The 26,221-nt window shown below is 65.7% G+C and carries 26 protein-coding genes and 1 pseudogene; 22 read left to right on the top strand and 5 right to left on the bottom strand.

Annotation, left to right across the window (positions count from 1 at the left end; translation table 11 throughout):
- The first annotated feature begins 202 nt into the window (after positions 1 to 202).
- The 11 genes from J2R80_RS43855 to hemC all read left to right on the top strand — a co-directional run bounded on the left by J2R80_RS43855 (position 203) and on the right by hemC (position 11,668).
- On the top strand, positions 203 to 1,648 hold the full coding sequence (locus J2R80_RS43855; protein WP_141343108.1) for an amidase family protein: 1,446 nt from the start codon (positions 203 to 205) through the stop codon (positions 1,646 to 1,648).
- A gap of 233 nt (positions 1,649 to 1,881) precedes the next feature.
- Complete coding sequence (locus tag J2R80_RS39140) at positions 1,882 to 3,099, top strand: ABC transporter substrate-binding protein (RefSeq protein ID WP_141343109.1); 1,218 nt, start codon at positions 1,882 to 1,884, stop codon at positions 3,097 to 3,099.
- A 244-nt stretch (positions 3,100 to 3,343) separates the two neighbouring features.
- Positions 3,344 to 3,769, top strand: a complete 426-nt coding sequence (locus tag J2R80_RS39135; RefSeq protein ID WP_076829027.1) for a GFA family protein — start codon at positions 3,344 to 3,346, stop codon at positions 3,767 to 3,769.
- 298 nt (positions 3,770 to 4,067) lie between these two features.
- Complete coding sequence (locus tag J2R80_RS39130; RefSeq protein ID WP_253640465.1) at positions 4,068 to 4,820, top strand: hypothetical protein; 753 nt, start codon at positions 4,068 to 4,070, stop codon at positions 4,818 to 4,820.
- 124 nt (positions 4,821 to 4,944) lie between these two features.
- Entirely contained in the window at positions 4,945 to 6,537 is a 1,593-nt protein-coding gene (locus J2R80_RS39125; RefSeq protein ID WP_141343111.1) for an NAD(P)/FAD-dependent oxidoreductase, read from the top strand.
- Positions 6,538 to 6,539: 2 nt separating this feature from the next.
- Entirely contained in the window at positions 6,540 to 6,944 is a 405-nt protein-coding gene (locus J2R80_RS39120) for a cytochrome c (protein WP_229192223.1), read from the top strand.
- A gap of 172 nt (positions 6,945 to 7,116) precedes the next feature.
- Positions 7,117 to 7,605, top strand: a complete 489-nt coding sequence (locus J2R80_RS39115; protein ID WP_141343112.1) for a Rid family hydrolase — start codon at positions 7,117 to 7,119, stop codon at positions 7,603 to 7,605.
- Between the two features lie 130 nt (positions 7,606 to 7,735).
- Positions 7,736 to 9,154 carry a M20/M25/M40 family metallo-hydrolase gene (locus J2R80_RS39110; RefSeq protein ID WP_253640464.1) on the top strand — a complete coding sequence of 473 codons (1,419 nt, stop codon included), beginning with the start codon at positions 7,736 to 7,738 and terminating at the stop codon, positions 9,152 to 9,154.
- Positions 9,154 to 9,972: an aspartate dehydrogenase gene (locus J2R80_RS39105; RefSeq protein WP_253640463.1), complete on the top strand. Its 819-nt coding sequence runs from the start codon at positions 9,154 to 9,156 to the stop codon at positions 9,970 to 9,972. Before J2R80_RS39110 ends, J2R80_RS39105 begins: the two co-directional genes overlap by 1 nt.
- A complete protein-coding gene (gene pncA, locus J2R80_RS39100) occupies positions 9,972 to 10,592 on the top strand; it encodes a bifunctional nicotinamidase/pyrazinamidase (RefSeq protein WP_253641067.1) in 621 nt (206 codons plus the stop codon). The genes J2R80_RS39105 and pncA overlap by 1 nt, the downstream gene beginning before the upstream one ends.
- Before the next feature lie 65 nt (positions 10,593 to 10,657).
- Positions 10,658 to 11,668, top strand: coding sequence for a hydroxymethylbilane synthase (gene hemC, locus J2R80_RS39095; RefSeq protein WP_253624199.1), 1,011 nt, complete (start codon positions 10,658 to 10,660; stop codon positions 11,666 to 11,668).
- 6 nt (positions 11,669 to 11,674) lie between these two features.
- On the opposite strand, the gene J2R80_RS39090 is transcribed toward hemC, so the two are convergent.
- From J2R80_RS39090 to J2R80_RS39080, 3 genes are read right to left on the bottom strand one after another with little or no spacing between them, the layout of a single operon-like run.
- Entirely contained in the window at positions 11,675 to 12,364 is a 690-nt protein-coding gene (locus tag J2R80_RS39090) for a DUF1045 domain-containing protein (RefSeq protein WP_253640462.1), read from the bottom strand.
- Between the two features lie 9 nt (positions 12,365 to 12,373).
- Positions 12,374 to 13,546 carry an alpha-D-ribose 1-methylphosphonate 5-triphosphate diphosphatase gene (locus J2R80_RS39085; RefSeq protein ID WP_253640461.1) on the bottom strand — a complete coding sequence of 391 codons (1,173 nt, stop codon included), beginning with the start codon at positions 13,544 to 13,546 and terminating at the stop codon, positions 12,374 to 12,376.
- The gene (locus J2R80_RS39080) at positions 13,543 to 14,208 is read right to left on the bottom strand and encodes a chloramphenicol acetyltransferase (RefSeq protein WP_076829014.1); all 666 of its coding nucleotides are present in this window, start codon (positions 14,206 to 14,208) and stop codon (positions 13,543 to 13,545) included. Before J2R80_RS39080 ends, J2R80_RS39085 begins: the two co-directional genes overlap by 4 nt.
- A 211-nt stretch (positions 14,209 to 14,419) precedes the next feature.
- Here J2R80_RS39080 and phnC point away from each other — a divergent pair, with 211 nt between their 5' ends.
- From phnC to phnE (J2R80_RS39060), 4 genes are all read left to right on the top strand, one after another.
- Complete coding sequence (phnC, locus tag J2R80_RS39075) at positions 14,420 to 15,235, top strand: phosphonate ABC transporter ATP-binding protein (protein ID WP_076829012.1); 816 nt, start codon at positions 14,420 to 14,422, stop codon at positions 15,233 to 15,235.
- 79 nt (positions 15,236 to 15,314) lie between these two features.
- Positions 15,315 to 16,247, top strand: a complete 933-nt coding sequence (gene phnD, locus J2R80_RS39070; protein ID WP_057018814.1) for a phosphonate ABC transporter substrate-binding protein — start codon at positions 15,315 to 15,317, stop codon at positions 16,245 to 16,247.
- Positions 16,248 to 16,330: 83 nt separating this feature from the next.
- Positions 16,331 to 17,215, top strand: a complete 885-nt coding sequence (gene phnE, locus J2R80_RS39065; RefSeq protein ID WP_057018813.1) for a phosphonate ABC transporter, permease protein PhnE — start codon at positions 16,331 to 16,333, stop codon at positions 17,213 to 17,215.
- On the top strand, positions 17,212 to 18,060 hold the full coding sequence (phnE, locus tag J2R80_RS39060) for a phosphonate ABC transporter, permease protein PhnE (RefSeq protein ID WP_200844545.1): 849 nt from the start codon (positions 17,212 to 17,214) through the stop codon (positions 18,058 to 18,060). Before phnE (J2R80_RS39065) ends, phnE (J2R80_RS39060) begins: the two co-directional genes overlap by 4 nt.
- Before the next feature lie 49 nt (positions 18,061 to 18,109).
- Here phnE (J2R80_RS39060) and J2R80_RS39055 read toward each other — a convergent pair whose 3' ends face one another.
- The gene (locus tag J2R80_RS39055) at positions 18,110 to 19,816 is read right to left on the bottom strand and encodes a Na/Pi cotransporter family protein (RefSeq protein WP_253640460.1); all 1,707 of its coding nucleotides are present in this window, start codon (positions 19,814 to 19,816) and stop codon (positions 18,110 to 18,112) included.
- A gap of 346 nt (positions 19,817 to 20,162) precedes the next feature.
- Between J2R80_RS39055 and J2R80_RS39050 the strand changes: the two genes are divergently transcribed.
- The gene (locus J2R80_RS39050) at positions 20,163 to 20,663 is read left to right on the top strand and encodes a DUF1269 domain-containing protein (RefSeq protein WP_076829007.1); all 501 of its coding nucleotides are present in this window, start codon (positions 20,163 to 20,165) and stop codon (positions 20,661 to 20,663) included.
- 592 nt (positions 20,664 to 21,255) lie between these two features.
- Positions 21,256 to 21,415, top strand: a pseudogene (locus tag J2R80_RS39045) (patatin-like phospholipase family protein); the annotation flags it as partial.
- 96 nt (positions 21,416 to 21,511) lie between these two features.
- Here J2R80_RS39045 and phnF read toward each other — a convergent pair.
- On the bottom strand, positions 21,512 to 22,237 hold the full coding sequence (gene phnF / locus J2R80_RS39040; protein WP_057015442.1) for a phosphonate metabolism transcriptional regulator PhnF: 726 nt from the start codon (positions 22,235 to 22,237) through the stop codon (positions 21,512 to 21,514).
- Between the two features lie 128 nt (positions 22,238 to 22,365).
- Between phnF and phnG the strand changes: the two genes are divergently transcribed.
- From phnG to phnK, 5 genes are read left to right on the top strand one after another with little or no spacing between them, the layout of a single operon-like run.
- The gene (phnG, locus tag J2R80_RS39035; protein ID WP_141341820.1) at positions 22,366 to 22,827 is read left to right on the top strand and encodes a phosphonate C-P lyase system protein PhnG; all 462 of its coding nucleotides are present in this window, start codon (positions 22,366 to 22,368) and stop codon (positions 22,825 to 22,827) included.
- A 4-nt stretch (positions 22,828 to 22,831) separates the two neighbouring features.
- Positions 22,832 to 23,440, top strand: a complete 609-nt coding sequence (gene phnH / locus J2R80_RS39030; RefSeq protein WP_200844544.1) for a phosphonate C-P lyase system protein PhnH — start codon at positions 22,832 to 22,834, stop codon at positions 23,438 to 23,440.
- Between the two features lie 3 nt (positions 23,441 to 23,443).
- Positions 23,444 to 24,547, top strand: coding sequence for a carbon-phosphorus lyase complex subunit PhnI (locus tag J2R80_RS39025; RefSeq protein WP_057015440.1), 1,104 nt, complete (start codon positions 23,444 to 23,446; stop codon positions 24,545 to 24,547).
- Complete coding sequence (locus J2R80_RS39020; protein ID WP_016846424.1) at positions 24,544 to 25,428, top strand: alpha-D-ribose 1-methylphosphonate 5-phosphate C-P-lyase PhnJ; 885 nt, start codon at positions 24,544 to 24,546, stop codon at positions 25,426 to 25,428. The genes J2R80_RS39025 and J2R80_RS39020 overlap by 4 nt, the downstream gene beginning before the upstream one ends.
- Positions 25,421 to 26,218, top strand: coding sequence for a phosphonate C-P lyase system protein PhnK (gene phnK / locus J2R80_RS39015; RefSeq protein ID WP_076829003.1), 798 nt, complete (start codon positions 25,421 to 25,423; stop codon positions 26,216 to 26,218). Before J2R80_RS39020 ends, phnK begins: the two co-directional genes overlap by 8 nt.
- Positions 26,219 to 26,221 lie beyond the last annotated feature (3 nt).

Below are 26,221 nucleotides of genomic sequence, written 5' to 3'. Positions count from 1 at the left end.
GCGCGTCGAGCAGCGCGCTCGGCTTTCCGTCGGTCGTCGTACCGACCGGGACCGCCGAGGGCGTGCCGGTCGGCGTGCAGGTGATCGCCGGCCGCTTCCGGGAAGACGTCTGTCTCGCAGTGGCCGAGCTGATCGAGGCGCGTGCATCAAAGCTGACGCCGATCGACCCGCGAGACTGAACCAACAACAAGCACTGAACATCATGGGAGAACATCACGTGACGAATGCACCGATCTGGCACTGGTCCGCCGTCGACACGGCCGCGGCGATCCGAAACAACCAAGTGACGTCGGAGGAGGTGGTTCGCGCCCATCTCGACCGCATGCAGGACGCCAATCCGGCGCTCAACGCCGTCGTGGTCGATCTCGGCGCGTCTGCGATGCAGGCGGCGAAGGCCGCGGACGAGGCGCTGGCCGCGAGCAAGCGCGGAGGCGGCGCCGTCGGGCCGCTGCACGGCGTGCCGGTCACGATCAAGATCAACATCGACGTCGAGGGCCAGGCCAATTCGAACGGCGTGGTGGCATTCAAGGACAACATCGCGCCGGGCGACTCGCCGGTGACGGCCAATCTCAGAAAGGCCGGCGCCGTCATCATCGGCCTCACCAACACGCCGGAGTTCTCGCTGCGCGGCTTCACCGACAACCCGCTGCATGGCCTGACGCGCAATCCCTGGAATGCCGACGTGACCTGCGGCGGATCGTCGGGCGGCGCCGGCGCGTCGATCGCGGCCGGCATCGGCACCATCGCGCATGGCAACGACATCGGCGGCTCGCTGCGCTGGCCGGCGCATTGCAACGGAATCGCCACCATCAAGCCGACCCAGGGCCGCATCCCGGCGTTCAATCCCAGCGCCACGGTAGAACGGCCGCTGATGGCGCAGTTCATGTCGTCGCAAGGGCCGCTGGCGCGCCACGTCGCCGACGTGCGCCTCGGCCTCGAGGTGATGGCGCAGCGCGACCCACGCGATCCCTGGTATGTGCCGGCGCCGCTGACGGGGCCGAAGCCGGCCGGGCCGATCAAGGTCGCGCTCGCAAAGATCCCCGAGGACATGGCGACCGATCGCAGCGTGATTGCGCTTCAGCGCAAGGCGGCGGATCATCTCGCCGATGCCGGCTATGCGGTCAGCGAGGTCGAGGTCCCCGACCTCAACAAGGTCTGGCAGCTCTGGTGCGACCTGATCATGACCGAGGTTCGCGTGTTGCAGCAGGACCAGATGCTGGCGACCACCAGCGCCGACTTCCAGAAGACGTTCCGCGGCTTCATGGCGCTGGCCAACCCGCTCGACCAGGCCGGCTACATGAAGGCGATCGCCGAGCGCTCGCGCCATATCCGGAACTGGATGACGTTCCTCGAGCAGTATCCGCTGGTGCTGATGCCGACCACCGTGCGCAAGACGCCGGAGGTCAACGCCGATCTCGGCGGCGATCAGCGCGTCAAGGATTTGTTCTGGAACGACCTGCGCTTCATTTCGTCGATGAACGTTCTGGGGCTGCCGGCGGCCGTGGTGCCGGTGGGTCTCGATGAGCGATTGCCGGTCGGCGTCCAGATCGTCGGCTCGCGCTATCGCGAGGACATGTGTCTCGACGCCGCCGAGGCGATCGAACGCAAGGCCGGCGTTCTGGCACGGCAATTGTGGCAGCGGCGCTGAGGCGATCTCGACGCCACCACGCATTATCCATTCGTATGATTCAACGCACGCCGCGGCGAAATTTCGTCGCGGCGTTCGCATGATCGGAAATGCGAGCGTGCCGGGGTCCAGCTGTGTTCCTTCTCCCGGAATTTCTGAGCGGAATCGCAGAGCGCCATGCCGGCGACGGGGTTGTCGGCGATCCCTGATTGCTTCAGGAGATCGTCCGAAACGTCGAAACCCCTGGGAACGAAATGTCCATCACGAAACGCTCGCATGTCCTGGTCGCAATTGCCGTGTGTCTCTCATTTGCGGCCGGCGCTGCCCGAGCGGAGGATGGCGTGCTGCGGGTCGGCATCATCACCGACATGAGCGGGCAATATTCCGACGGCAATGGCCCGGGATCGGTGATCGCGGCGCAGATGGCCGCGGAGGAAATCGGTGGCACGGTCGCCGGACGCAAGATCGAGATCATTTCGGCGGATCACCAGAACAAGCCTGATGTGGCGACCGGCATCGTGCGCAACTGGATCGACAACAAGGGTGTCGACGTGATCGCCGAAGGCGTCAATTCCGCGGTGGCGCTCGCGATCCAGACCGTGACGCGCGAACGCAAGAAGCTGTTTCTGATCTCGGGCTCGGGCTCGTCCGATCTCACCGGCAAGCAATGCTCGCCGACGAGCGTGCAGTGGACTTATGACACCTATGCCTCCTCGAACGCGACGGCGAAGGCCGTGGTTGCGCGCGGCGGCACGCCCTGGTTCTTCCTGACGGCGGATTATGCGTTCGGCCAGGCGCTGGAGCGCGATGCCAGCAAGGCCGTGACATCGGCCGGCGGCAAGGTGCTGGGCGCGGTCCGCCATCCCTTCGATACCGCCGATTTCTCGTCGTTCCTGCTGCAGGCCCAGTCCTCCGGCGCCAAGATCCTGGCGCTTGCCAATGCCGGTTCCGACTTCCGCAACGCGGTGTCGCAGGCCGACGAGTTCAATATCCGCGCCAGCATGCAGGTCGTCGCGCTGCAGGTGACGCTCACCGACGTGCCCGCGCTTGGCCTCGCGCATGCGCACGATCTGCTGTTCACCGATTCCTTCTATTGGGATCGCACGCCGGAGACGCGCGTGTTCGCCCAGGAGTTCTTCAAGCGGCACGGGGCGATGCCGACCGCTTACCAGGCCGGCGTCAACTCGGCGCTTCGGCACTATTTCAAGGCGGTCGCCGCGACCAACTCGGTCGATTCGGAGACCGTGATCGCGCAGATGCGCAAGACCCCGGTCAATGATTTCTTTGCCCAGAACGGCCTCGTGCGCGAGGACGGCCGGATGGTGCACGACATGTATCTGATGCGCATCAAGAAGCCGGAAGAGTCCAAGAGCAAGTGGGACCTCTACGAGTATCTCGCGACGGTGCCGGGCGACCAGGCCTTCCGTCCGCTCGATGAGGGCGGCTGCCCCTACGTTGCCAAGTCGCACTAGCCCTGTCAGAAATTTGCATCGAGCCCTCGCGTGAGTTTTTCTCCTATCATGCGCGAGTTTTGATCGGTTGTCCGGCGCCGATCCTGACGATACGTTCGGATTGAGATCAGTCTTAGTTGGCGGATCATGCTCCTGCGCGGTTCCGCGCGAACTGCGGGCTTGCTGCGCGTTGACGTCGCTGAGACCTTCTCGTCCGCCCGGCTAGACCGGGCGCAGAGGCGATCTGGACAGGAGACGCAGCAACATGACGGGCGACATGGGTGTTCGGGCTGGCCAGTGCCATTGCGGCGCGGTGCGTTTCGAGGTGACGCTCAGCGACGGCTTCAATTCGATCCGCCGCTGCACCTGCTCTTACTGCCGGATGCGGGGCGCCGTCGTTGCCATGGCCGAAATGGGCGGGATCAAGATCCTGCACGGCGAGGATGCGCTAACAAGCTACCGCTTCCATACCGGATCGGTGCAGCACTTCTTCTGTTCGCGCTGCGGGATCTACACCCATCATCAACGGCGATCGAACCAGAACTTGTATGCCGTCAACGTGGCCTGCCTGGATGGTGTAAGCCCGTTCGACTTCCCCGAGGTGCCTGTGATGGACGGCGTCAATCATACGAACGACACCGGCAAGCCGACGCGCCGGGCAGGCACACTCCACTTCATCCCTGCCGACTGACGATCGCTGTCGGCCGACGACCGCCCGGCTCGTCGCGGGACGACGGTGAGAGGGAAGGGAGCCCTTCCACCGGTGGTCGTGCAACAAGTTCAGTGTCGTCCCTGCCTAGTGCGCAATTGCGCACGGGAGCATGGACCCATCACCACCGATCGTCATTGTTTCACGACGCCGAAATGACGAGTCCCTTTAACAACCTCGGCCGCGGAGTATGGGTCTCTGCTTTCGCAGGGACGACAGCTGTGGTGAAATCAAGCGAGGCGTCATCGCGACGGCCCCATCACCGTGTTCACGAGGCACCATGACCAACACCATCGAGGCTTCCGACGGCGGCTACCGCTTCATGCCCGGCGTCAGCCAGTATTCCTGCGGCATCGCTGCGCTGCCCAGCTTTGCCATCGAGCGCGTCAGGTTCTCTGAACCGGTGCCGTTGGGCGCGGGTTTTGCAAGGATTGCCGACATCATCAAAGCGGCGGGTCGTCCGCTGACGTCATTTGGCGCCTGCGAACTGCGTTCCCCGGCGCCGTTCACCGAGGACGGGTTCAGGGCCTTCAACGAGATCTACATCAAGACGCTCGTGGCCTGGGGTGCGATGCGGGACGGCGTCAATCCGGTGGCGCGCAGCAATGTCTGTCCGAAGCTCGATCCGCCCGGTGAGCCGAGCTTCCACGCCTTCTGCTACACGGTGCCGGCCGCCATGGACGAACCAGCCAGCTTTGTCGTCGCCGGCAGCGGCGAGTCGGTCGAGGGCAAGGCCAATTATCGCGATCATACCGTAGCCCTCGGCGACACCAGCCCGGCCGGCCTGCTGGCGAAGGCGAAATTCGTGGCCGACGAGATGGAACGCCGGATGAGCGCGTTCGGCGGCCGTTGGCAGGACACCACCGCGGTGCAGCTCTACACTGTGCACGACGCCTATCCGGTGCTCGAAAGCGAGCTCGGCCGCCGCGGCGTGCTGCGCAACGGCTTGACCTGGCATTTCGACCGGCCGCCGGTGGTTGGCCTCGACTTCGAAATGGATTGCCGGCGCGTGCATCGCGAGCACGTGGTGTGACGTGGCGGTCGCGTGATGCATCAAAAGCGCGTGTGGGTGGATGTGGAAGCGTGCGCCCTTTCTTGACACGGATCGCGTCAACCGTTTCCCTTTGCCATCGACGTCAGCGGCTGGGTGAGCGCGGGTGCAGAACGAATCTGTGATCAGGCGGCGGGATCTGCTGGCGCTGATTGGCACCATTGCCGGCAGTTCGGCGATGTATCACGCGATGACGAGCCTCGGCTTCGCGTCCGAATCCGCCTACAAGGGGCCGCTGAAGCTCGCAGGCGATGTGAAGGGCGCCTCGGTGCTGATTCTCGGCGCGGGGCTTGCCGGGATGACGGCGGCGCTGGAGCTGCGCAAGGCCGGCTACAAGGTCCAGATCCTCGAATTCAACAGCCGCGCCGGCGGCCGCAACTGGTCGATCCGCGGCGGCGACAGTTTTGTCGAGCTCGGCGGCTTCAGGCAGACCAGCCAGTTCGAGCAGGGGCTCTATCTCAATCCCGGCCCGTGGCGGATTCCCTATCATCACCGTGCGCTGCTCGACTACTGCCGCCGGCTCAATGTGACGCTGGAACCCTTCATCCAGCTCAATCACAACGCCTATCTGCACGCGACGCGTGCATTCAGCGGCAAGCCGCAGCGCTTTCGCAGCATCAAGGCGGATTTCCAGGGCGGGGTTTCGGAGCTGCTCGCAAAGATCACCCAGCTGGGCCGGCTCGACGAGACCGTCGGCAAGGAAGATCAGGAGATCCTGCTGCAGTCGCTGCGCGACTGGGGCGCGCTGGATCGCGACTACAAGTACAATGCCAACCTCGTGTCGGCCGAGTTCCGCGGTTATGCGCGCGATCCCGGCGGCGGCCTGATGGGCGATCCGCTGCCCAGCGAGCCGATCCCGCTGCAGGAGCTGCTGCGGTCGCGGATGTGGCGCTATCTGCAGACCTTTGCGCGCTACGATTTCCAGACCACCATGTTCCAGCCGGTCGGCGGCATGGACATGATCGGCAAGGCGTTCGCGCGCGAGGTCGGCGATCTCATCCGCTATGGCGCCAAGGTGACGCAGATCCAGCAGAACGGCTCCGGCGTCACCGTGAGCTATGTCGACACCGCCAGTCCATCGACGGTGCAGCAGGCCACCGCCGACTGGTGCATCTGCACCATCCCGTTGCCGATCCTGAGCCAGTTGCCGGTCGATGTCAGCGCGCCGATGAAGAGTGCGATCGACTCCGTGCCCTATGCAGCCTCGGTGAAGATCGGCCTGCAGTTCAAGCGGCGGTTCTGGGAGGAGGATGACGCGATCTATGGCGGCATCAGCTACACCGACCTGCCGATCCGGCAGATCGCCTACCCGAACTATGGCTTCAACCGCGGCGGCCGCGGCATCCTGCTCGGCGCCTATATGTATGGCGGTGCCAATTCGTTCGAGTTCACCGCGATGACGCCGGCCGAGCGGGTCGCCAGCGCGGTCGAGTTCGGCGCCGCGATCCATCCGCAGTACAGGAACGAATTCGAGAACGGCGTCGCGGTGGCCTGGCATCGCGTGCCGTTCACGCTCGGCTGCGCCGGCGAATGGACCGAAGCCACCCGCGCGCAGCATTACCGCAATCTCTGCCAGATCGACGGCCGTATCGTGCTGGCGGGCGAGCACGCCTCGCAGCTGCCGGCCTGGCAGGAGGGCGCCATCCTGTCCGCGCTCGACGTCATCTCCCGGCTGCACGAACGCGTGGTGAAGACATGATGATGCGGACCGCAACATCCGTCGTCGCTGGACTGGCGCTGCTGTGGGCGACGGCAGCCCTTGGGCAGGACAGCGGCGCGGGCAAGCGCACCTTCTCTTCGGGCTACCGCTTCGTCGAGATGACCGGCGAGGAGCTGTTCGCCAATGTGTGCCAGGGCTGCCACATGCCGGATGCGACGGGCGCCAGCGGGGCGGGCAGCTACCCGTCGCTGGCCGGCAACAAGAATCTCGAGGCCGGCAGCTATCCGGTCTTCCTGGTCATCAACGGCCGCCGCGGCATGCCGGCGTTCGGCGACATGATGACCGATGGTCAGATCGCCGCCGTTGTGAATTATCTGCGGACGCACTTCAGCAACAACTATGAGGACGCGGTGACGACCAAGGATGTCCAGGACGCCCGCCGCTAGAGGCGCCGTTCCGTCATTCCGGGGCGTGGGCAAGGCCCGCGAACCCGGAATCCAGAGGTGATGTACTCGGAGTTCCGCAACTTCGAGATTCCGGGTTCGCGCTGCGCGCGCCCCGGAATGACGAAATGAACGATGTGTGCCGCACGAACTTCTATCGAGTAATGGAGAAATCATGAGATTAGCAACTATCACACTGGGCGCGGCGCTATCCGCGGTGGCGACGGTCGCCTGCGCGGATGTGGTCAGGCATCCGATTCCCAACTCGACATTCCCGATCGCGCAGGCCGTGACCGTCACCGGCAACACCACGACCGTCTATGTCAGCGGCCAGGTGCCGCCGGCGATCAACAAGGACGCCGATCCGTCGAGCCCGCAGGCCTATGGCGATACCAAGACGCAGACCGTCGGCGTGCTCAACCGCATCAAGGCCATTCTGGAAGGCCAGGGCCTTGGCATGGGCGACGTCGTCAAGATGCAGGTATTCCTGGTGCACAACGCATCCGCGCCGATGGACTTCAAGGCCTTCATGGAGGGCTACACCCAGTTCTTCGGCGGCAGCCAGCCAAACCTGCCGGCGCGCTCGGTGGTCGGCGTCGCCGCGCTCGCCAATCCCGGATTCCTGGTCGAGATCGAGGTGATCGCGGCCAAGGACTCGAAATAAGGACTGCAAATAGCGTGCGCGAAACCGCGGAGCATGCGCGCGGAAATTGAAGGGCTCGCCGTCTTGCCAAAGCGCGTGTCGCCTGTCTGAATTCGTCTCCGATCAGGCGGCGGAATTCTGGGAGAGTACGATGTCGCACAAGGCTAGAGACACGGTTCGATCGCTGCGGCTCGCGGCAGCGCTTGGTCCGGCGCTGCTGGCAACCGGCGCCGCGGCGCAGGGGCTGACCGAGCAGCAGCAATTCGCCCGCGGCATCTACCAGGAGCTGGTCGAGATCAACACGACCACCGCGACCGGCGATACCCAGAAGGCAGCGGAGGCGATGGGCGCGCGGCTCCGCGCGGCTGGCTTCCCCGAGGCCGACGTGCACGTGTTCTCGCCGGCGCCGCACAAGGGCAATCTGGTGGCGCGGCTGCGCGGTTCCGGCGCGCGCAAGCCGATCCTCCTGGTCGCCCATATCGACGTCGTCCCCGCCAACCGCGAGGACTGGTCGGTCGATCCGTTCAAGCTCACCGAGCAGGACGGCTATTTTTACGGCCGCGGCTCCAGCGACGACAAATACATGGCGTCCGCCTTCATCACCAATCTGATCCGCTACAAGAAGGAGGGCTACAAGCCCGATCGCGACATCATCGTGGCGCTCGAGACCGACGAGGAGATCCTCGATGCCAACGGCCTCGGCATGCAGTGGCTGATCAAGAACCACCGCGACCTGATCGATGCCGAGTTCGCGCTCAATGAAGGCGGCGGCGTCGGCCTCAAGAACGGCAAGGCGATCCGCAACAGCGTGCAGACCAGCGAGAAGGTCTCGATCGGCTACCAGCTCACGGTGAAGGATCGCGGCGGCCACTCGTCGCTGCCGCGCAAGGACAACGCGATCTATCATCTCGCCGAAGGCCTCGTGCGGCTCTCCAATTACAGCTTCCCGATGAACCTCAACGAGACCACCCGGATCTATTTCACCAAGACCGCCGAGGTCGACACGTCGCATGCCGACGATATCAAGGCCATTTTGGCGCCGCAGCCCGACCCGGCGGCGCTGGCGCGATTGTCGGAGAATCCGGGTTATAATGCGCAGCTCCGCACTACCTGCGTTGCGACCATGCTGGAGGGCGGCCACGCCATCAACGCGCTGCCGCAGCTGGCGACCGCCAAGGTGAACTGCCGGATCCTGCCCGGCGAGCCGGTCGAGGGCGTGCAGGCGACGATCGAGCGCGTGCTCGCCGACAAGGAGATCGCGGTGGCTCCGACCGGCAAGGCCGTGCTGAGCCCGCCGTCGCCCCTCAACGAGGAGATCATGGGTTCGATCGAGAAGCTGTCGAAGGAGTTCTGGCCGGATGCGTCGATCGTTCCGGTCATGAGCACCGGCGCGACCGACGGCAGCTATCTGCGTAACGCGGGGATTCCGACCTATGGCCACTCCGGGCTGGCCGCCGATGTCGACGACAACCGTATCCATGGCAAGGACGAGCGCGTGCTCGTCAAGTCGTTCTACGAGGGCGAGGAGTATCTCTATCGCCTGGTCAAGATGCTCGCCGGCGGGAAATGATGGCTGACAGCAAGACAAGGACACGGGTTGCGGTCGCCGGCCTCGGTGCGATCGGCACCGACGTCGTCAAGGCGCTCGATCAGGGCATCGAGGGCCTGACGCTGGTCGCGGTGTCGGCGAACAGCCCGGACAAGCATCGCGGCTGGGTGGCGGAGCTCAAGTCTGCGCCGAAGCTGGTGCCGATCGAGCAGCTGGCCGAGATTGCCGACATCGTGGTCGAATGCGCGCCGAGCAAACTGGTCCGTTCGATCGTGGCGCCGGTGGTCGAGCGCGGCAAGACCGCGGTCGTGCTCAGCGTCGGCGCGCTGCTGCAGAACGAGGACCTCGTCGATCTCGCAAAGGCCCATGGCGGCCAGATCATCGTGCCGACCGGGGCGTTGATCGGGCTCGATGCGGTGACCGCCGCGGCGATCGGGACCATCCATTCGGCGAGGCTGGTGACGCGCAAGCCGGTCGCGGGCCTCGTCGGCGCGCCGCATCTGGTCGAGAACAACATCCGGATCGAAGGCATCACCGAGCCGCTGCGCATCTTCGAGGGCAGTGCGCGCGACGCCGCAAAGGGTTTTCCGGCCAACCTTAACGTCGCGGTGGCGCTGTCGCTGGCCGGCATCGGCCCCGACCGCACGAGGGTCGAGATCTGGGCGGATCCGACCGTGACCCGCAACACCCACCGGATCGAGGTCGATTCAGATTCCGCGCGGTTCTCGATGATGATCGAGAACATTCCCTCGGAGAACCCGAAGACCGGCCGCATCACCGCGCTGTCGGTGATCGCCTGCCTGCGCAAGCTGCGCGCATCGTTGCGGATCGGCACATGATGAAGATTGCGCCCGACGATCTGTTGCTGGTCATCGACGTGCAGAACGATTTCTGCCCCGGCGGCGCGCTGGCGGTCGCGGACGGCGATGCCGTCGTGCCGGTCGTCAACCGGTTGGCCGGCCGGTTCGACTATGTCGTGCTGACCCAGGACTGGCATCCGGCCGGCCACAGCTCGTTTGCGACCTCGCATCCGGGCGCGGCGCCGTTCTCCGAGATCGCCATGCCGTATGGGCCGCAGACGCTGTGGCCGGATCATTGCATCCAGGGCAGCGCGGGCGCCGCGTTTCATCCTGACCTCGCCACCGAGCGGGCCGAGCTCGTGATCCGCAAGGGGTTCCGGGCCGCGATCGATTCCTATTCGGCGTTCTTCGAGAACGACCGCAAGACGCCGACCGGGCTCGCCGGCTATCTGCGCGAGCGCGGCCTCAAGCGCATTGTGATGGCGGGGCTCGCCACGGACTATTGCGTGCAGTATTCGGCGCTCGATGCGCGCCGGCTCGGTTTCGAGACTATTGTCGTGCTGGCAGGCTGCCGCGCCATCGATCTCGGCGGTTCGCTTGCCATCGCCACCGCGGCGATGCGCGCGGCCGGGGTGGAGCTTGTCGAGGAGCTCGTCTGAGCGTCGCCAAAGAGGGGCAAAAACCGTTGTTTTGACTGGCTTTTTGTTCTAATCCCCCACCGTTGATGATCACGCGTAGCGGAGCTTTCGTGTCGGGACAGGTTTTGCGGATTGGGACGCGCAAGAGCGCGATGGCGCTCGCGCAGACGGATGAGGTCGCGCGCCTGCTGCGCGCTTCGGCGCCGGACCTTGCCGTCGACATCGTCAAGTTCGAGACCCGCGGCGACCAGGACCAGACCAGCAAGCTGTTGCGTCATGGCGGCAAGGGCGGCGCCTTCGTCGCCGAGATCCGCGAAGCCATGCGTGCCGGCACCTTGCAGGCGGCGATGCATTCGCTGAAGGACGTGCCGGGCAACGAGGAGACGCCGGGTCTTGTCATCGCCGCGATGCTGGCGCGCGATGCCGCCAATGACAGCCTCGTGCTGCGTCCCGGCCTGTCGCTGGAAACGCTGCGCGCCGCGCGCGGCAAGGGCTTCATGATCGGCACCAACGCCGTGCGCCGCGCCGCCTATCTGCGCCGGCTGTTTCCGGAAGCGACCGTGATCCATTATCGCGGCGCCGCCGACACGCGCGTGGCCAAGCTCGATCGCGGCGACAAGCAGCGGCTGCCCGGCGGCGGCGACGTGGGGCCGGCGGATGCGCTGGTGATGGCGCGCTCGGGCCTGGAGCGCATCGGCATGACCGCGCGCATCGCGCATGATTTCTCGGTCGGCGAGATGCTGCCGGCGGTCGGCCAGGGCATTGTCGCGGTGGAATGCGTCGAGACCGACTGGGCGACGCGTGCGCGGCTTGCCGGGATCGACAACGTGCAGTCGCGGCTTGCGGCCGAGGCCGAGCGCGAGGTGCTGTGGGTGCTCAACGGTCATTGCAATTCGCCGATCGCGGGCCACGCCACGCTCGCGGGAGCCGAGATGACGCTGCGCGCCTCCGTGCTCGACGAGGCCGGCGCCGGCTTCATCGAGGTGACGCGGCGCGGACCCGCGGACCGGCCGCGCGAACTCGGCCGCGCCGTGGGCATGGAGCTGCTGGAGAAGGGCGCCGCCGAGATCATCGCCCGCACCCGGGCGGAGGAATAGCGCGCGCTACGCCCGCAACGGCCAGCTGCCGATGATGCGGAAGCGCGATGCGCTGTCGGTCTGCTTGAACAGCGCGATGCGGTCGATTGCGAGCCGCGCGAGGTCGACCGCCGCGAACCGTGAGCGCAGCTGCGCCACGATCGGGCCGCGCCGCTCGTCGCTCAGCCGCCCTGTCAGCGTCATGTGGAAGCGGAACTCCTCCATGACGTAGGGATAGCCCCAGCGGTCAAGATAGTCGCACTGCCGCGCGGTGAGTTTCTCTGGCCTGCGGCGCGCGCGATCTTCCGGCGTCAGCGGCGCGCGGAACGCGTCGAATTCGGTGACGCAATCGGCGGCAAGCTGCTGCAGATCATCCGAGCGGCTGGCCGGGATCACCGCGATGAAGCCGCTGATCGCATCGACCACCGGTTCGATCACCGGAATGCGCCGCGCGCGGCCGGCGAAGGCGGCACAGGCATCGAGAAGCTCGGCCTCGCTTCGACCGTCGGCGAGCGCGGTGGGCGCTTTCAGCGTGGCGTGGAATCCATACTTGCGCGGATCTTCGGTGATCTCGCGCCAGTCCGGCGTGACGCCTTCGGGAAACGGCAGGTCGTCGCCCGACACCGCATCGTAGCCGAGCAGTGTCGAACCGAAGCGGTGCAGGACGCTGTCGGGTGACGGCGCATAATAGATCGCGTAGCGCGGAGTGCTGGCCATGGGACTGGGCTACGCCGCCGCAACCGTCTTGCGCGGCGCGAGTAAATGAACGAGGCAGCTCGCGTCCGCCAGATGCACCAGCCGTCCGGCCGCTATTACGGCGATGATGCGCGGCCGCAGCGGCGCCTTGTCGTCGACGACGATGATGTCGGCACGGCGGCCCGCGGCGAGCACGCCGCGATCGGCGAGCCCGGCCGCGCGGGCCGGCGCCGACGAGATCAGGTCCCAGGCCCTGGCGAGCGGCAGGATCCCGTCGGCGGCGAGGCGGAACGCCGCGAGCAGCTGCGCCGGATAGTAATAGTCCGACGCCAGCACCGAGCAGAGGCCCTGTGCGATCATGTCGGATGCCTTGGTCCAGCCGGTATGGCTGCCGCCGCGCACCACATTGGGCGCGCCGAACACGATGAAATCGCCCGCCGCCGCGGCGTCGCGCGCGGTCTCCTCGTTGACAGGGAATTCGGCGATCACAGCGCCCAGCGCGCGAAACTCCTGGCGCATCGCCGGGCTGTTGTCGTCATGCGAGAGCATGCGGATATCGGCCGCGCGCGCGGCGGCGGCCAGTCGCGCGATCGAGGCGGGCACCTCGGGGCGGCGCGCCACGATCCGGTCGAGCATGTCGTTGACGGCCTCGACGGAGAGCCCGGTGCGCTCGGCCAGCTGGTTGCGCTTCTTCGGCTTGACGTTGCTATGGTCGTTGAAGGCGAACAGGTCGATGCGGCCTTCACCGAGCCATTGAATGATCTCGGCCTCGGCCTCGAGATTGTGGGTCTCGTGACGCAGGTGGAGGCGGGTGTCGGCGGCGAGCTGCGGCCGCAGCGCCTCGATCGCATCGAGTAGCTTGCGCGCATTCTCCGCGCTGCGCAGGCCGGGCTCCCACGACCAGGTCGTGCCGTGGAACACGGTGGTGATGCCGTTGGCGATCGCCTGCCGGTCGCTGTCGATCAGCGCCACGTCGGTCGGGAAGTCGACGCCGGGGCGCGGCATCATCTGCCGCTCGAACGCATCGCCATGCAGGTCGATGATGCCGGGCAGCACCAGGAGGCCACTGGCATCGATGTGAAGCACGGCGCGACCCTGCTCGGCGTCGAGCGCGCCGATGTCGCGGCCTGCGGTCCGCAGCGAGGTCTCGACCAGGGCGCCGTCAACCAGCGTGCGCCCGCCCTCGATGAAAATGTCCGTCACGATGCGGCGCTCCGTTGTTTGGCTTGCGATTGGGATACGGCCTCGGCCTCATGCTTGTCGAGGAATTCCTCGACCGCGAGCTTGCGAAAGTCGGGCAGGACGCGGCGGAGCGTCTCGTGATCCCAGTCCCACCATGCGAGCGCGGCGAGGCGGTCGGCGATCGTCTCGGAGAAGCGCCGCTTCACCGGCCGCGCCGGATTACCGGCAACGATGGTGTAGGCGGGAACGTCCTTGGTCACGATCGCGCCGGCGGCGACGACAGCGCCGGTTCCGATGTTCCGTCCTGGTAACAGGATCGCACCGTGCCCGATCCAGACATCATGGCCGATATGCACGTGATGCGCACGTCGCCAGTTGAAGAAGTCGGTGTCGTCGCTCTCTCCGGGGAAATACGCGCTGGCGCGGTAGGTGAAATGCGCTTGAGTCGCGCGATGCATCGGGTGGTTGCCGGGGTTGATGCGGGTCATCGCCGCGATCGAGCAGAACTTGCCGATCGAGGTGTAGGTGATCTGGCTGTCGTTCACGACGTAGGAATAGTCATCCATGCTGACTTCAAGCAGGATCGTGCGCGCGCCGACCTCGGTATATTTGCCGAGCTTGCTCTCACGGACCGACGCGGTCGGGTCGACGGTCGGCACAACCGAGAGTGTTTTTCCGGCCATCAGGGCCTCCGCAAATCTTCAAGAATCTTGGGCTTCCGGGGGATGCGCGCTCGTCATCGGGATGCTTGATGACAACATCATGACGTTGCGATGACGGCAAGGGAGCGACAAGGGAGGGGTGTGGACGATCGCCGCACCGCAGCGCTGTCGTCACATAACTGTAAAACGCCGGGGATAGCGATGACCCAACGAGGCGCGGTTGGAGCATTACATGCTGGTGGTGGAAGGTTTGACGTGCCGTTTCGGCACGAAAGCCGCAGTCGACAACGCGTCCTTTTCGATCGCGCCGGGCAGCTTTGTCGGCGTGATCGGCCGCTCCGGCGCCGGCAAGTCGACGCTGCTGCGGATGATCAACCGTCTCGCCGATCCGACCTCCGGCCGTATCCTGTTCGAGGGCACCGACGTCACCGCGTTGCGCGGCAAGGAACTGCGGCGGTGGCGCGCGCGCTCGGCGATGATCTTCCAGCAGTTCAATCTGGTCGGCCGCCTTGATGTGCTGACCAACGTGCTGATGGGCCGACTGGCCCAGATTCCGTCATGGCGCTCGCTGGCGCAGGTCTGGCCGGAGCAGGACAGGGCGCTCGCACTGTCGGCGCTCGAGCAATTCGACATCGCCCAGCTGGCGGCACAGCGCGCCGACCAGCTCTCCGGCGGCCAGCAGCAACGCGTCGCGATCGCCCGCGCGCTGGTGCAGGAGCCCGACATCATTCTCGCCGACGAGCCGATCGCCTCGCTCGATCCGCGCAACACCAAGATCGTGATGGACGCGCTGCTGCGCATCAACAAGCATTTCGGCATCACAGTGCTTTGCAATCTGCACTCGCTCGACCTGGCGCGGACCTATTGCGACCGCCTGGTCGGCATGGCCGCAGGTCGCGTGGTGTTCGATGGCGCCCCCGCGGCGCTCACCGACCATATCGCCCGCGAGCTCTATGACCTCGAGGCCAATGACGTCATCGGCGCAGCACCGCTGCCCGCGCCCGACGGTGCAACTGCGTCGGCACTCGGCACCGCAGCCGCGGCCTGAGCGTCGCGCATTTTTCAATCTGGGAGGCCGGGCATTTTGCCCGGCCAACAGGTGCAACTACAACAAAAGAGGGGTAGTCATGTTCACTCGTCGCATCATTCTGGCTGGCGCCGCCGCGCTGGCATTTGCCGGTTCGGCCTCCGCGCAGGACTGGAAGGCAAAGTATCCGGAGCTCACCTTCGCGGTGGTGCCGGCCGAGAACGCCTCCGGCGTCACCGAGCGCTGGACGCCGTTCGTGGCGTATCTGTCGAAGGAGCTCGGCGTGAAGGTCACACTGCGCATCGCCAACGACTACGCGGCCGTCATCGAAGGCCAGCGCGCCGGCAACATCCAGATCGCCAGCTACGGCTCGGCCTCGTTCTCTCGCGCGCGCCTGACCGGCGTCAAGACCGACGCGTTCGCCAACGATATGAACGCCGACGGTTCGACCGGCTATTACTCGGTGTTCTTCGTCAAGGCGTCGAGCCCGTACAAGACCGTCGAGGACCTGAAAGGCAAGAATCTCGGCCTGGTCGATCCGAACTCGACGTCCGGCAACAACGTGCCGCGCTTCGAACTCAACAAGATGGGCATCGCGAACGCCGAAGGCTTTTTCGGCAAGGTCGTGTTCACCGGCAGCCACGAGAACGCCGTCCTGGCGCTGTCGCAGGGAACCGTTGATGTGGCCGCCAACCAGTGGACCAACGAGGATGATTCCACGCTCGCCCAGATGCTGACCAAGGGCATGCTGAAGAATGCCGACGGCTCGGCGATGAAGAAGGATGATTTCCGCATCATCCACAAGTCGGCGCTGATCATCAACGGCCCCTATGCGTACAACACCGATCTTCCGGAGGACCTGAAGGCCGCGATCGCAAAGGCCTTCTTCGACGCCCCGACCAAGGACAAGGCCGCCTTCGACCGTCTGTCCGACGGTCAGAAGAAGGGCTTCCATCCCGCCACCACCAAGGATTGGGACGGCACCATCGAGCTGATCAAGTTCGTCGACGGTTTGCGAAAGAAGGCGAGCTGATCGCACGCCTGACGTCACGAGGGTCGGGCGTATAGCCCGGCCCTTTCTCTCCACTCAACTCCGAACCGGACTGGCACGCGTCGATGGCGACCGCCGTATCCATTCTTCCAGCGCAGCAACTGGCGACGCTGGGGGACGCCTACCGCAAGTCCGTCGCACGCAAGCGGTTGAAGGCCGCGCTGGCAACGGCGGCATTCTGTGCGGTGCTGGTGATCGCGGCGTTCGGCGCGGAAGTGAACCTGCGCACGCTGTTCACCTATTTCGGCAATTTCGTCAGCTATTTCGATCGCATCCTGACGCTGGATTCCGGCGCGCGGGTCTGGACCGATCCCGCCGAATGGTTCTGGGGTTGGCATAAGTGGCTGAAGATGCTCGGCGAGACGATCCTGATCAGCTATGTCGGCACGCTGACGGGTGCCGTGCTCGCCTTCGCGCTCAATTTCTTCGCGGCCCAGAATACGTCGCCGGGCCCGTGGGTACGTTTCACGATCCGCCGCCTGCTGGAATTCGCCCGCACCGTCCCCGGCATCGTGTTCGCGCTGATCTTCGTGATCGCGTTCGGCCTCGGGCCGATGGCCGGCGTGCTGGCGATCGCGATCCACACCACCGGGGCGCTCGGCAAGCTGTTCGCCGAGATCGTCGAGAATGCCGACATGAAGCCGGTCGAGGGCATCCGCTCCACCGGCGCGAGCTGGCTGTCCTGCATGCGCTTTGCCGTGCTGCCGCAGGTCTCGGCCGGCTATGCCAGCTATGCGCTGCTGCGCTTCGAGATCAACGTCCGCGAGGCGTCGGTGATGGGCTTCGTCGGCGCCGGCGGCATCGGCCAGGAGCTGGTGGTCGCGATCCGCAAGTTCTACTATTCCGACGTCAGCGCCATCCTCATCACCATCATCGTCACCGTCTTCATCATCGACATCTCGACCGGCTGGCTGCGCGGCCGGCTGTTCGGCAAGGAGACCCGTCGATGAGCCAGATGCCGAGGCCGGACACCGCGGAACTGCGCGCGAAGTACCCCGACGTCTTCGAACGTCCCGCATCGGCACGGTTGGCGATGCCGGCCATGATCGCGGCGGCGCTCGCGATCTTCGTGTTCGGACTGGTCGATCTCGATTTCTCGCCGTCCAGGCTGATCGCGGGCCTCGGCCAGCTCGGCTGGATCACGATGCTGATGCTCCCGCCGAATCCGGGCTCGTCGTTCCCGCTCTACATGCAGGCGCTCGGCGAGACGCTGTCGATCGCGGTGCTCGGCACCACGCTTGCCGCGCTGCTGGCGCTGCCGGTCAGCCTGCTGGCGGCGCGCAACATCATCCCCTCGAACCTGATCCGCTTTCCGGTGCGCCGCTTCCTCGATTCGATCCGCGGCGTCGATACGCTGATCTGGGCGCTGGTCTGGATCAACGTCGTCGGCCTCGGCCCGTTCGCGGGCGTGCTCGCGATCATGGTGTCGGACTTCGGTGCGTTCGGAAAGCTGTTCTCGGAGGCGATCGAGGCCGCGGATCGCAAGCAGGTCGAGGGCATCCGCGCCTCCGGCGGCAACGCGCTGCACGAGATCCGCTTCGGCCTGCTGCCGCAGGTGCTGCCCGTGATCGCCGGGCAGCTGCTCTACTTCATCGAGTCGAATACCCGCTCGGCCACCATCATCGGCATCGTCGGCGCGGGCGGCATCGGCTTGCAGCTTGCCGAACAGATCCGCGTGCTGGAGTGGCAGAAAGTATCGTTCCTGATCCTGATGATCCTGATCGCGGTTGCCGCGATCGACTTCATCTCGAGCAAGCTGCGCTTTGCGATCATCGGCCAGCGTGCCGTGGTGTAGAACCTTGCCTCGCCCTGCTCTTGCGGGACGCCTCGAGTTTTGTACCGCACTATGCGCTGCGACCGTGAAGATGCGCGAGGGAGCGCCAGGCGTGATGCGTGAGCGTTTCAAGGCGCCGTACGGTATCGACGCGAGCGATTGCGTCGTCCGCGATCGTCGTTCCATCCGCCACAGAGTCGAGCGTGGCCTTGCGGTGGTCTCTCCGCACTTCGCCGAGTGCTTTCGCGCAGTGTTCCAGATGCGCAAGGGCCTGCTCGGTCGATGTCCCGGCTGTGGCGAGTGCCTTCCCTGGGTGGTGCGACCGCGTCGGCGCTGTTCTCGGCTTGATCTTTCTGGCGGAATCGGAAGCGTCGGGCACGACAGCGACTTCAGCGGCGAGCGATGCCGCGCTACGCATGGCCTCCACGCAGAGTTCCACCGCGCGCATGTCCTGGGAGCCGCTGGGGAGCCGACCGAGTTCGATTTCCTCGCCGAAGGTTTCGGCCAGGCGAGACGCGTGGTCAAGTGCATGTACCGTGCTGGTGAGCCGCCGCTGCTCATTCTGCGATTCAGGAGGTCCACTTACTTCTGACATGAACTCCTGCGCCTGGCGCAGGGCAGAGGCAGCTTCCCCCCCTGGCACTGTGTTCTGTCTCGCCGGGACGGAGGCGTCCTGACTCGCTGTTGACAGTGCTGTCGCCAATGATCCGCATATCGCTTCAAGCGCGCGCGCGACCGTGCGTCGCACTGCCTCGACGGTTGCGATCGGGGTCGCGAGCGCTGCCGGATCCAGGCACCTGGTCAGCGGTGAGCCTCGTTCGGGCAGGATGCGCTCGACGAACCGGGTAAAGCCATTGATCACAGGCAGCAGCACCAGGACGCCGATGACGTTGTAGGCGGTGTGATAGGCTGCAAGCAGCGTTACACCACCAATGCTGTCTGAGGCGCGGACCAGAAGGGGAATGGTCACGGGGAAGAGCACCAGCGCAATAGCCGCCGCAATCAGCTTGAACAGGATGTACGCCAAGGCCAATCGCTTCGCGGTGCTGCTCGCGCCGATTGCCGCCATGGCGGAACTGGTCGCCGTTCCGATGTTCTGCCCAATGATCAGTGCGCATGCCTGGTCTAGGCCGATGGCTCCAGCATAGTGTGCCGAGAGCGTCACCGCGATAGCCGCGGTCGACGATTGCATCACGGCGGTCATCACCAGTCCGACGACGGCCAGCGCCAGCACCCCGTACAAGCCGGCCCACCAGGTGGCGCCGAGAACGGCCGGCAAGTCCGCCGGGTGCAACCGTTCGGCTAGTCCTCCCATGCCCTGCTGCAGGGTCGTCAGCGCGAACAGCACCAGCGCGAACCCCGCAAGGGCTGCTCCCGCTGCGGATACACGGCCACCGCCCAACAGCTTGATCAATGCGCCGACGAAAATCATCGGGAGCGCCGCGGCCGTGAGGGAGACGCGAACGCCGATCAGCGCAACGAGCCAGCCGGTTCCCGTGGTTCCGACGTTCGCACCGAACACCAGGGCCAGCCCTTGTGGAAAGGTCAGCACGCCCGCGCTTACCAGACCGATGGTGGTCATCGTCGTGGCGCTGGACGATTGCACGATCAAGGTCACGATGGCGCCCCACAGCGCACCGGATAGCGGGGTCGCTGCTGCCTTGCTCAGGACTGTCCGCAATTTGGATCCGGCGAGTCCCTTGAGGCCGGCGGTCATGACGCTCATGCCAAGCAGGAACAAACCAACTCCACCGAGGACCGAGATCGCCGTCGACATGCGTGCTCTCTTCGCAGTGCACCGACAATTGAACCAATCAACCTAAAGCAGCGGCGCCCTGAAGTCAGCACGGGATGAGGATTTGTCATCCGGCCGATCCCGCGACGGCTTTTTGGTCGCACGGGTCGAACTCAGAAGGGCGCGGCACACAGGCTTGCGGCGAGTCCTTGTTCGAGACACATGCGACAATGTCGCTTACTCAATTGCACCGAGCGCTAAAAACATCTCGGGATTGTGAAGCTGCGTGCATGATTGCGCGGCAAGAGACTTTCGGGTCTGTGCTAAGTTTCGGCCGTGCATCACGCGCGGAATAGGGGCAGCACTTCGAGCCATCAGGGAGTGTTCAATGTCAGATCTCGTTGCGATCGTGTACCCATCCGAAGTCAAAGCAGAGGAAGTTCGGCAAAAAATACTCAAGCTTCAGAGCGAGTACCTGATCACGATCAGCGATGCCGTGATCGCAGTCAAAACCGGGGACGCTGTAAAGCTCAATCAGCTCGTGAACACCACCATGACCGGCGCCGCCAGTGGCAGCTTCTGGGGACTGCTCTTGGGGATGGTATTCCTGAATCCCCTTCTCGGCGTGGCGCTCGGAGCCGGCGCAGGCGCTTTGAGCGGTGCGCTGACCGATTTCGGGATCAGAGACCAGTTCATGAAGGATCTCGCGTCGAAGGTGAAATCGGGAGATGCCGTTCTGTTCCTGCTGATCAAGTCCATGACCTCAGACAAGGTTCTCAATGCGATCAAGGATGCCGGAGGGATCGTCCTGACGACCTCGCTCGATGAAAAGAAGGAGCAGCACCTTCGCGACGCGCTCGCAGCCGCAACCCAGGCCAAGGCTGCCTAGTCGCCGATCTTGTGGCGGCCTAATACGCTGCGGACTTGCGTGGGGATCAGTGCGCAACAGCATCGGTCCTTGGGCGGATCGCCAGCGATGAGGTTGGCTGCGGCGTTCGGCTCCGCGGTCGCTTCCCTTCCGCGCAGCCAGGAGCCGGGAGAAAATCATGCGCAAATTGTTTCTATGGGGCCTAGCACTTGGGATTGCTTCGGTGGCGAACACGGCGACCAGCGGTCGTTCGCAGGCCGGCCTCATTGCGCCGCTGGGTCTGCGCCAGGCCGCCGACGAGCTTCGTCTCGCGGAAACTGTCCAATTCACCTGGAGGGGCCACCGCTACTGTTGGTACAGCAGGGGATGGCGCGGCGGCGGTTGGTATCGGTGTGGTTTTGGTTCAAGGCGCGGCATGGGTTGGGGTGGTCCGGCGGGATGGCACGGATGGCGCCGGCCAGGCCACCGCCCGGTCACTCGGCCTCCGAGACCTGGGCGGCCAGGAATCCAGCGTCCGCAACCACTCCCGCAACCGCTTCCCGGCAGGAGCTGATGGCCGCTTTGTCTATCGTTCGCCGGCCGCGACGTGGCCGCACGCCAGTCGGAGCCCGCCATGTCCTTGAAGGAGCCGCAAACACGCGCGGGCCAAGTGCGCGATACCGTGCTGGTCGATCTCGCGCTGGAGGGCAGTGGATCGTACCGCGCTTTTACCTGGGGTGCTCGATCGGCTCATGGATGAGCCGTGGTTGCGCAGCGAGGCAATATCGGGCACCTGACGACGACCAACGTTCATACTGGCCTGGGCGTGTGTAACAAGACATTGGGCCTTGCAGGGCTCGACCGTTTAGTTCGGATTACAAAGGGGATTGTCAGCCGTTCTCGACCAGAAACTCCACGCGCTCGGCGGCGAAGCGCGAGCGCTTGGTCACCAGCGGCTGGTCCAGCATGTCGACGTCGGTGGCGTCGACCACCAGCACCGGCCGTCCCAGCGGCAGGTCGAGTCGCGCGGCGTCGGTCGCATCGACGATCGCCGCGGTGATCCGGGTCGAGGCGCGGTGGTAGTCCTTGACGCCGTAATGCCCGAGCAGCTTCGTCATCGAGCGGACGTTGGCGAACACGCTGCCGGCATCGGGAAACCGCTCGGTCGACAGCCAGGTGGTGGAGACGCAGATCGGCGTCCGGTCGGCGAGCCGCACCGCTTCGATCCGGATCAGCGGCGCACCGATCTTCAGGCCGAGCTCGCGCGCGATCTCGCGGTTGGCGACATCGCTGCTCGCATCGATCAGCTGGCCGCGCGGCTCGTGGCCGCCGGCGCCGACGATCTCGGAAAATCGCGTGCGTGAGCGCAAGGGATAGGCGAGGCGCTGGGCTTCGACATAGGTGCCGCTACCGCGTTCCGCGCGCACCAGGCCGCGCTCGGCCAATGCGGCGAGCGCCCGCCGCACGGTGTGCCGGTTGACCCGGTACGTCTCGGCGATCTCCATCTCGCCGGGCAGCTTTTCGCCGGCGGCGAAGCGACCGTCAGCGATGCCGCGCTCGATGCCGTCGGCGACCTGCCGCCACAAGGCGACGCCGGAACTTTCCTGCATGCTCATGGCGCGGTGATACCAGAAATCTTTGGTTTGTCACGAAACAGTCATGGCGCTCCGCTATCAAGTTGTCTAGTATCATAGACAACTTGATGCAGGCAAGGTTGCCCAAAGGTTTGCCCATGAGTTCGACCATGAGTTCGACCGGACCAAACAGCAAACAGGCCCAGCGCAAGGCCGCGATGACGGTGCTGGCGCACGCCGCCGCTACGGACATCGCAGGCAGGCTGGCCGCGATCGCGGTGCCCGCGCATGAGAACCTGCGCGAGCCGGAAAACGGCCTTGTGATGCTGCGCGGGCGGATCGGCGGCGACGGTGCGCCATTCAATCTCGGCGAGGCGACGGTGTCGCGCGCGGCGGTGCGGCTTGCGACCGGCGAGGTCGGCTTCGGCTACACGCTCGGCCGCGACGCGCGGAAGGCGCAGATGATCGCGCTGTGCGACGCCATGGTGCAGTCGGCGGAGTTGTCCGGCGAGGTGGAGGCCAAGGTGATCGCGCCGCTGCGCGTCGCCATGAACGCCGAACGCGGCCGCAAAGCAGCGGAAACCGCGGCGACGCGGGTCGATTTCTACACGATGGTGCGCGGTGAGGGATGATGCAATGACGACGATTGCCGAAATGCCCGCGGGCTTTGCCGACAAGGTGCTGTCGGCGCAGTCGACTTTCCGTTCCGTGATGGATGCGATGGCGCGCCCGGGCAGCGTGCAGCGCGTCGCCGCTGATGTCGGAACACCGGCCGGCATGATGCGCGGCTCGGCCGCGATCGCGCTGACGCTGTTCGATCACGACACGCCGATCTGGCTCGACGCCGCGATGTCGGCGACGCCTGACGTCGCCCGCTGGCTGAAGTTCCATGCCAGCGCGCCGGTGATCACCGATTCCTCGATCGCGAGCTTCGCTTTGATCGGCGATGCCGCGAGCCTGCCGGCGCTCGATTGCTTCGCATTCGGCAGCAGCGAATATCCTGACCGGTCGACTACACTGATCCTGCAGGTCGACAGCCTGTCGCAGGGCCCGGCCTTCGAGCTGAAAGGACCCGGCATCGACGGCAGCGCCGTGCTGCAGGCGATGCTCAAGCCGCGCGACCTGTTCCAGCGGCTTGCGATCAACGAAGCCCTGTTCCCGCGCGGCATCGATGTCGTGCTGGTCCATGACGATGCCATTGTGGCGATCCCGCGCGCCACGCGGCTGATCGCAAGCGGAGTGTGAGCGATGTATGTAGCCGTCAAGGGAGGCGAGCGCGCCATCGAGAACGCCCATCGTCTGCTCGCGCATGAGCGGCGCGGCGACCGCGAGGTGCCCGAGGTGACGCTGGCACAGATTTCCGAGCAACTCGCGCTCGGCGTCGATCGCGTGATGACCGAAGGTTCGCTCTACGACCGCGAGCTCGCGGCGCTCGCGATCAAGCAGGCGCGCGGCGACATGATCGAGGCGATCTTCCTGGTCCGCGCCTTCCGTGCCACGCTGCCGCGCTTTGGCGCCACCGAGCCGGTCAACACCGGCGAGATGCAGGTGCGGCGGCGGATCTCCTCGACCTTCAAGGACGTTCCGGGCGGCCAGATCCTGGGGCCGACCTTCGACTACACCCATCGCCTGCTCGATCCGCAGCTCGCGGAAGGCTTTGTGCCGGAGCAGCCGGCGACCGCGGAGGCCTCGCAGGCCGCCACGCCGCGGGTGACCGACATTCTCGGCCGTGACGGTCTGATCGAATCCTCGCCGCAGGCAGATTGCGACACGCCGGTCGGCGACCTCACGCGCGAGCCGTTGAGCTTTCCGGCCGACCGCGATTTGCGGCTGCAGAATCTGGCGCGCGGCGATGAGGGCTTCCTGCTCGCGCTCGGCTACTCGACGCAGCGCGGCTACGGCCGCAATCACCCCTTCGCCGGCGAGATCCGCTTCGGCGAGGTCGAGGTCGAGTTCTTCGCCGAGGACGCGGGCTTTGCCGTGCCGCTCGGCTCGATCGAATTGACCGAGTGCCAGATGGTCAACCAGTTCAAGGGCTCGACGACCGAGGCGCCGTGCTTCACCCGCGGCTATGGCCTCGCCTTCGGGCAGAGCGAGCGCAAGACCATGTCGATGGCGCTGGTCGATCGCGCGCTGCGTGCGCGCGAGCTCGGCGAGGAGGCGGCGGCGCCAGCGCAGGACGAGGAGTTCGTGATGTCGCACTCCGACAATGTCCAGTCGACCGGCTTTGTCGAGCATCTCAAGCTGCCGCACTATGTCGACTTCCAGTCCGAGCTCGGCCTGTTGCGCAAGCTGCGGCAGGAGTTCGCGGAAGCCAACGAGGCCGTGGAAATGCAGGAGGCCGCGGAATGAACGCGCCGACGTACAATTTCGCCTATCTCGACGAGCAGACCAAGCGGATGATCCGCCGCGCGATCCTCAAGGCGATCGCGATCCCCGGCTATCAGGTGCCGTTTGCGAGCCGCGAGATGCCGATGCCCTATGGCTGGGGCACCGGCGGCGTGCAGGTGACCGCCGCGATCCTCGGTCCCGACGACGTGCTGAAGGTGATCGACCAGGGCTCGGACGACACCACCAACGCGATCTCGATCCGCAAATTCTTCGGCAAGACCGCGGGTGTCGCGACCACGACCTCGACCACGGACGCGACCGTGATCCAGACCCGGCACCGCATTCCCGAGGCGTCGCTGCATGCCGGACAGGTGCTGGTCTATCAGGTGCCGATCCCCGAGCCGCTGCGCTTCCTCGAGCCGCGCGAGACCGAGACGCGGCGCATGCACGCGCTCGCCGAATACGGGCTGATGCACGTCAAGCTCTACGAGGACATCGCGCGCTTCGGCCATATCGCGACCGCCTACGCCTATCCGGTGAAGGTGAACGCACGCTACGTGATGGACCCGTCGCCGACGCCGAAATTCGACAATCCGAAGATGGACAATTGCGCGGCGCTGCAACTGTTCGGCGCCGGCCGCGAGAAGCGCATCTACGCGATCCCGCCCTACACCACCGTGGTGTCGCTGGACTTCGAGGATCACCCGTTCACGCGCTACCGCTTCAACGCGCCCTGCGCGCTGTGCGGCGCCGACAATTCCTATCTCGACGAGATCGTCACCGACGACAAGGGCGGGCGGATGTTCGTCTGCTCCGACACGGACTTCTGCGAGCAGCGCCAAGCCGCCGGCCATCACGGCACCGAGAGCGCGGCGCCGCACAAGGAGAAGGCGCATGTCTGAGCTCGCGAGCCTCGACAACGACGAGCCGTTGCTGGTGGCCGAAGGGCTTGCCAAGAATTACGGCCGGCTTGCCGCCTGCCGCGACGTCTCGTTCGCGCTCTATCCCGGCGAGGTGCTGGCGATCGTCGGCGAGTCCGGCTCGGGCAAGTCGACGCTGCTGCAGCTGCTCTCGGCGCAGCTCGCGCCGAGCGCGGGCCGGGTGTGCTACCGGATGCGCGACGGCGTGCTGCGCGATCTCGCTGAACTCGGCGAGGCCGAGCGGCGCTTCCTGTTCCGCACCGACTGGGGCTTCGTGCACCAGGACCCGGCGCAGGGGCTGCGCATGGGCGTCTCGGCCGGCGCCAATGTCGGCGAGCGGCTGATGGCGGTCGGCTGGAATCATTACGGCCGCATCCGTGACACCGCGTCGACCTGGCTGGAGCGGGTCGAGATCGATACCGGCCGCATCGACGATGCGCCAAAGACCTATTCCGGCGGCATGCGGCAGCGGCTGCAGATCGCCCGCAACCTCGTCACCGAGCCGCGGCTGGTGTTCATGGACGAGCCGACCGGCGGCCTCGACGTCTCGGTGCAGGCCCGCCTGCTCGACCTGATGCGCAACCTCGTCAGCGAGCTCGGGCTCGCCGCGATCGTCGTGACCCACGATCTCGCCGTGGCGCGGTTGCTTTCGCATCGCGTGATGGTGATGAAGGGCGGCCGCGTCATCGAGACCGGCCTCACCGACCAGGTGCTCGACGATCCGCGTGAGCCCTATACGCAGCTGCTCGTTTCCTCGATTCTTCCGCCATGAGCG

Origin of the sequence: Bradyrhizobium sp. USDA 4541, assembly GCF_024171085.1 — a bacterium.
GTDB classification, from domain to species: Bacteria; Pseudomonadota; Alphaproteobacteria; order Rhizobiales; family Xanthobacteraceae; genus Bradyrhizobium; species Bradyrhizobium australafricanum.
Note: the sequence above shows the minus strand (reverse complement) of the source record. Positions and strands in the feature narration are given on the sequence as shown.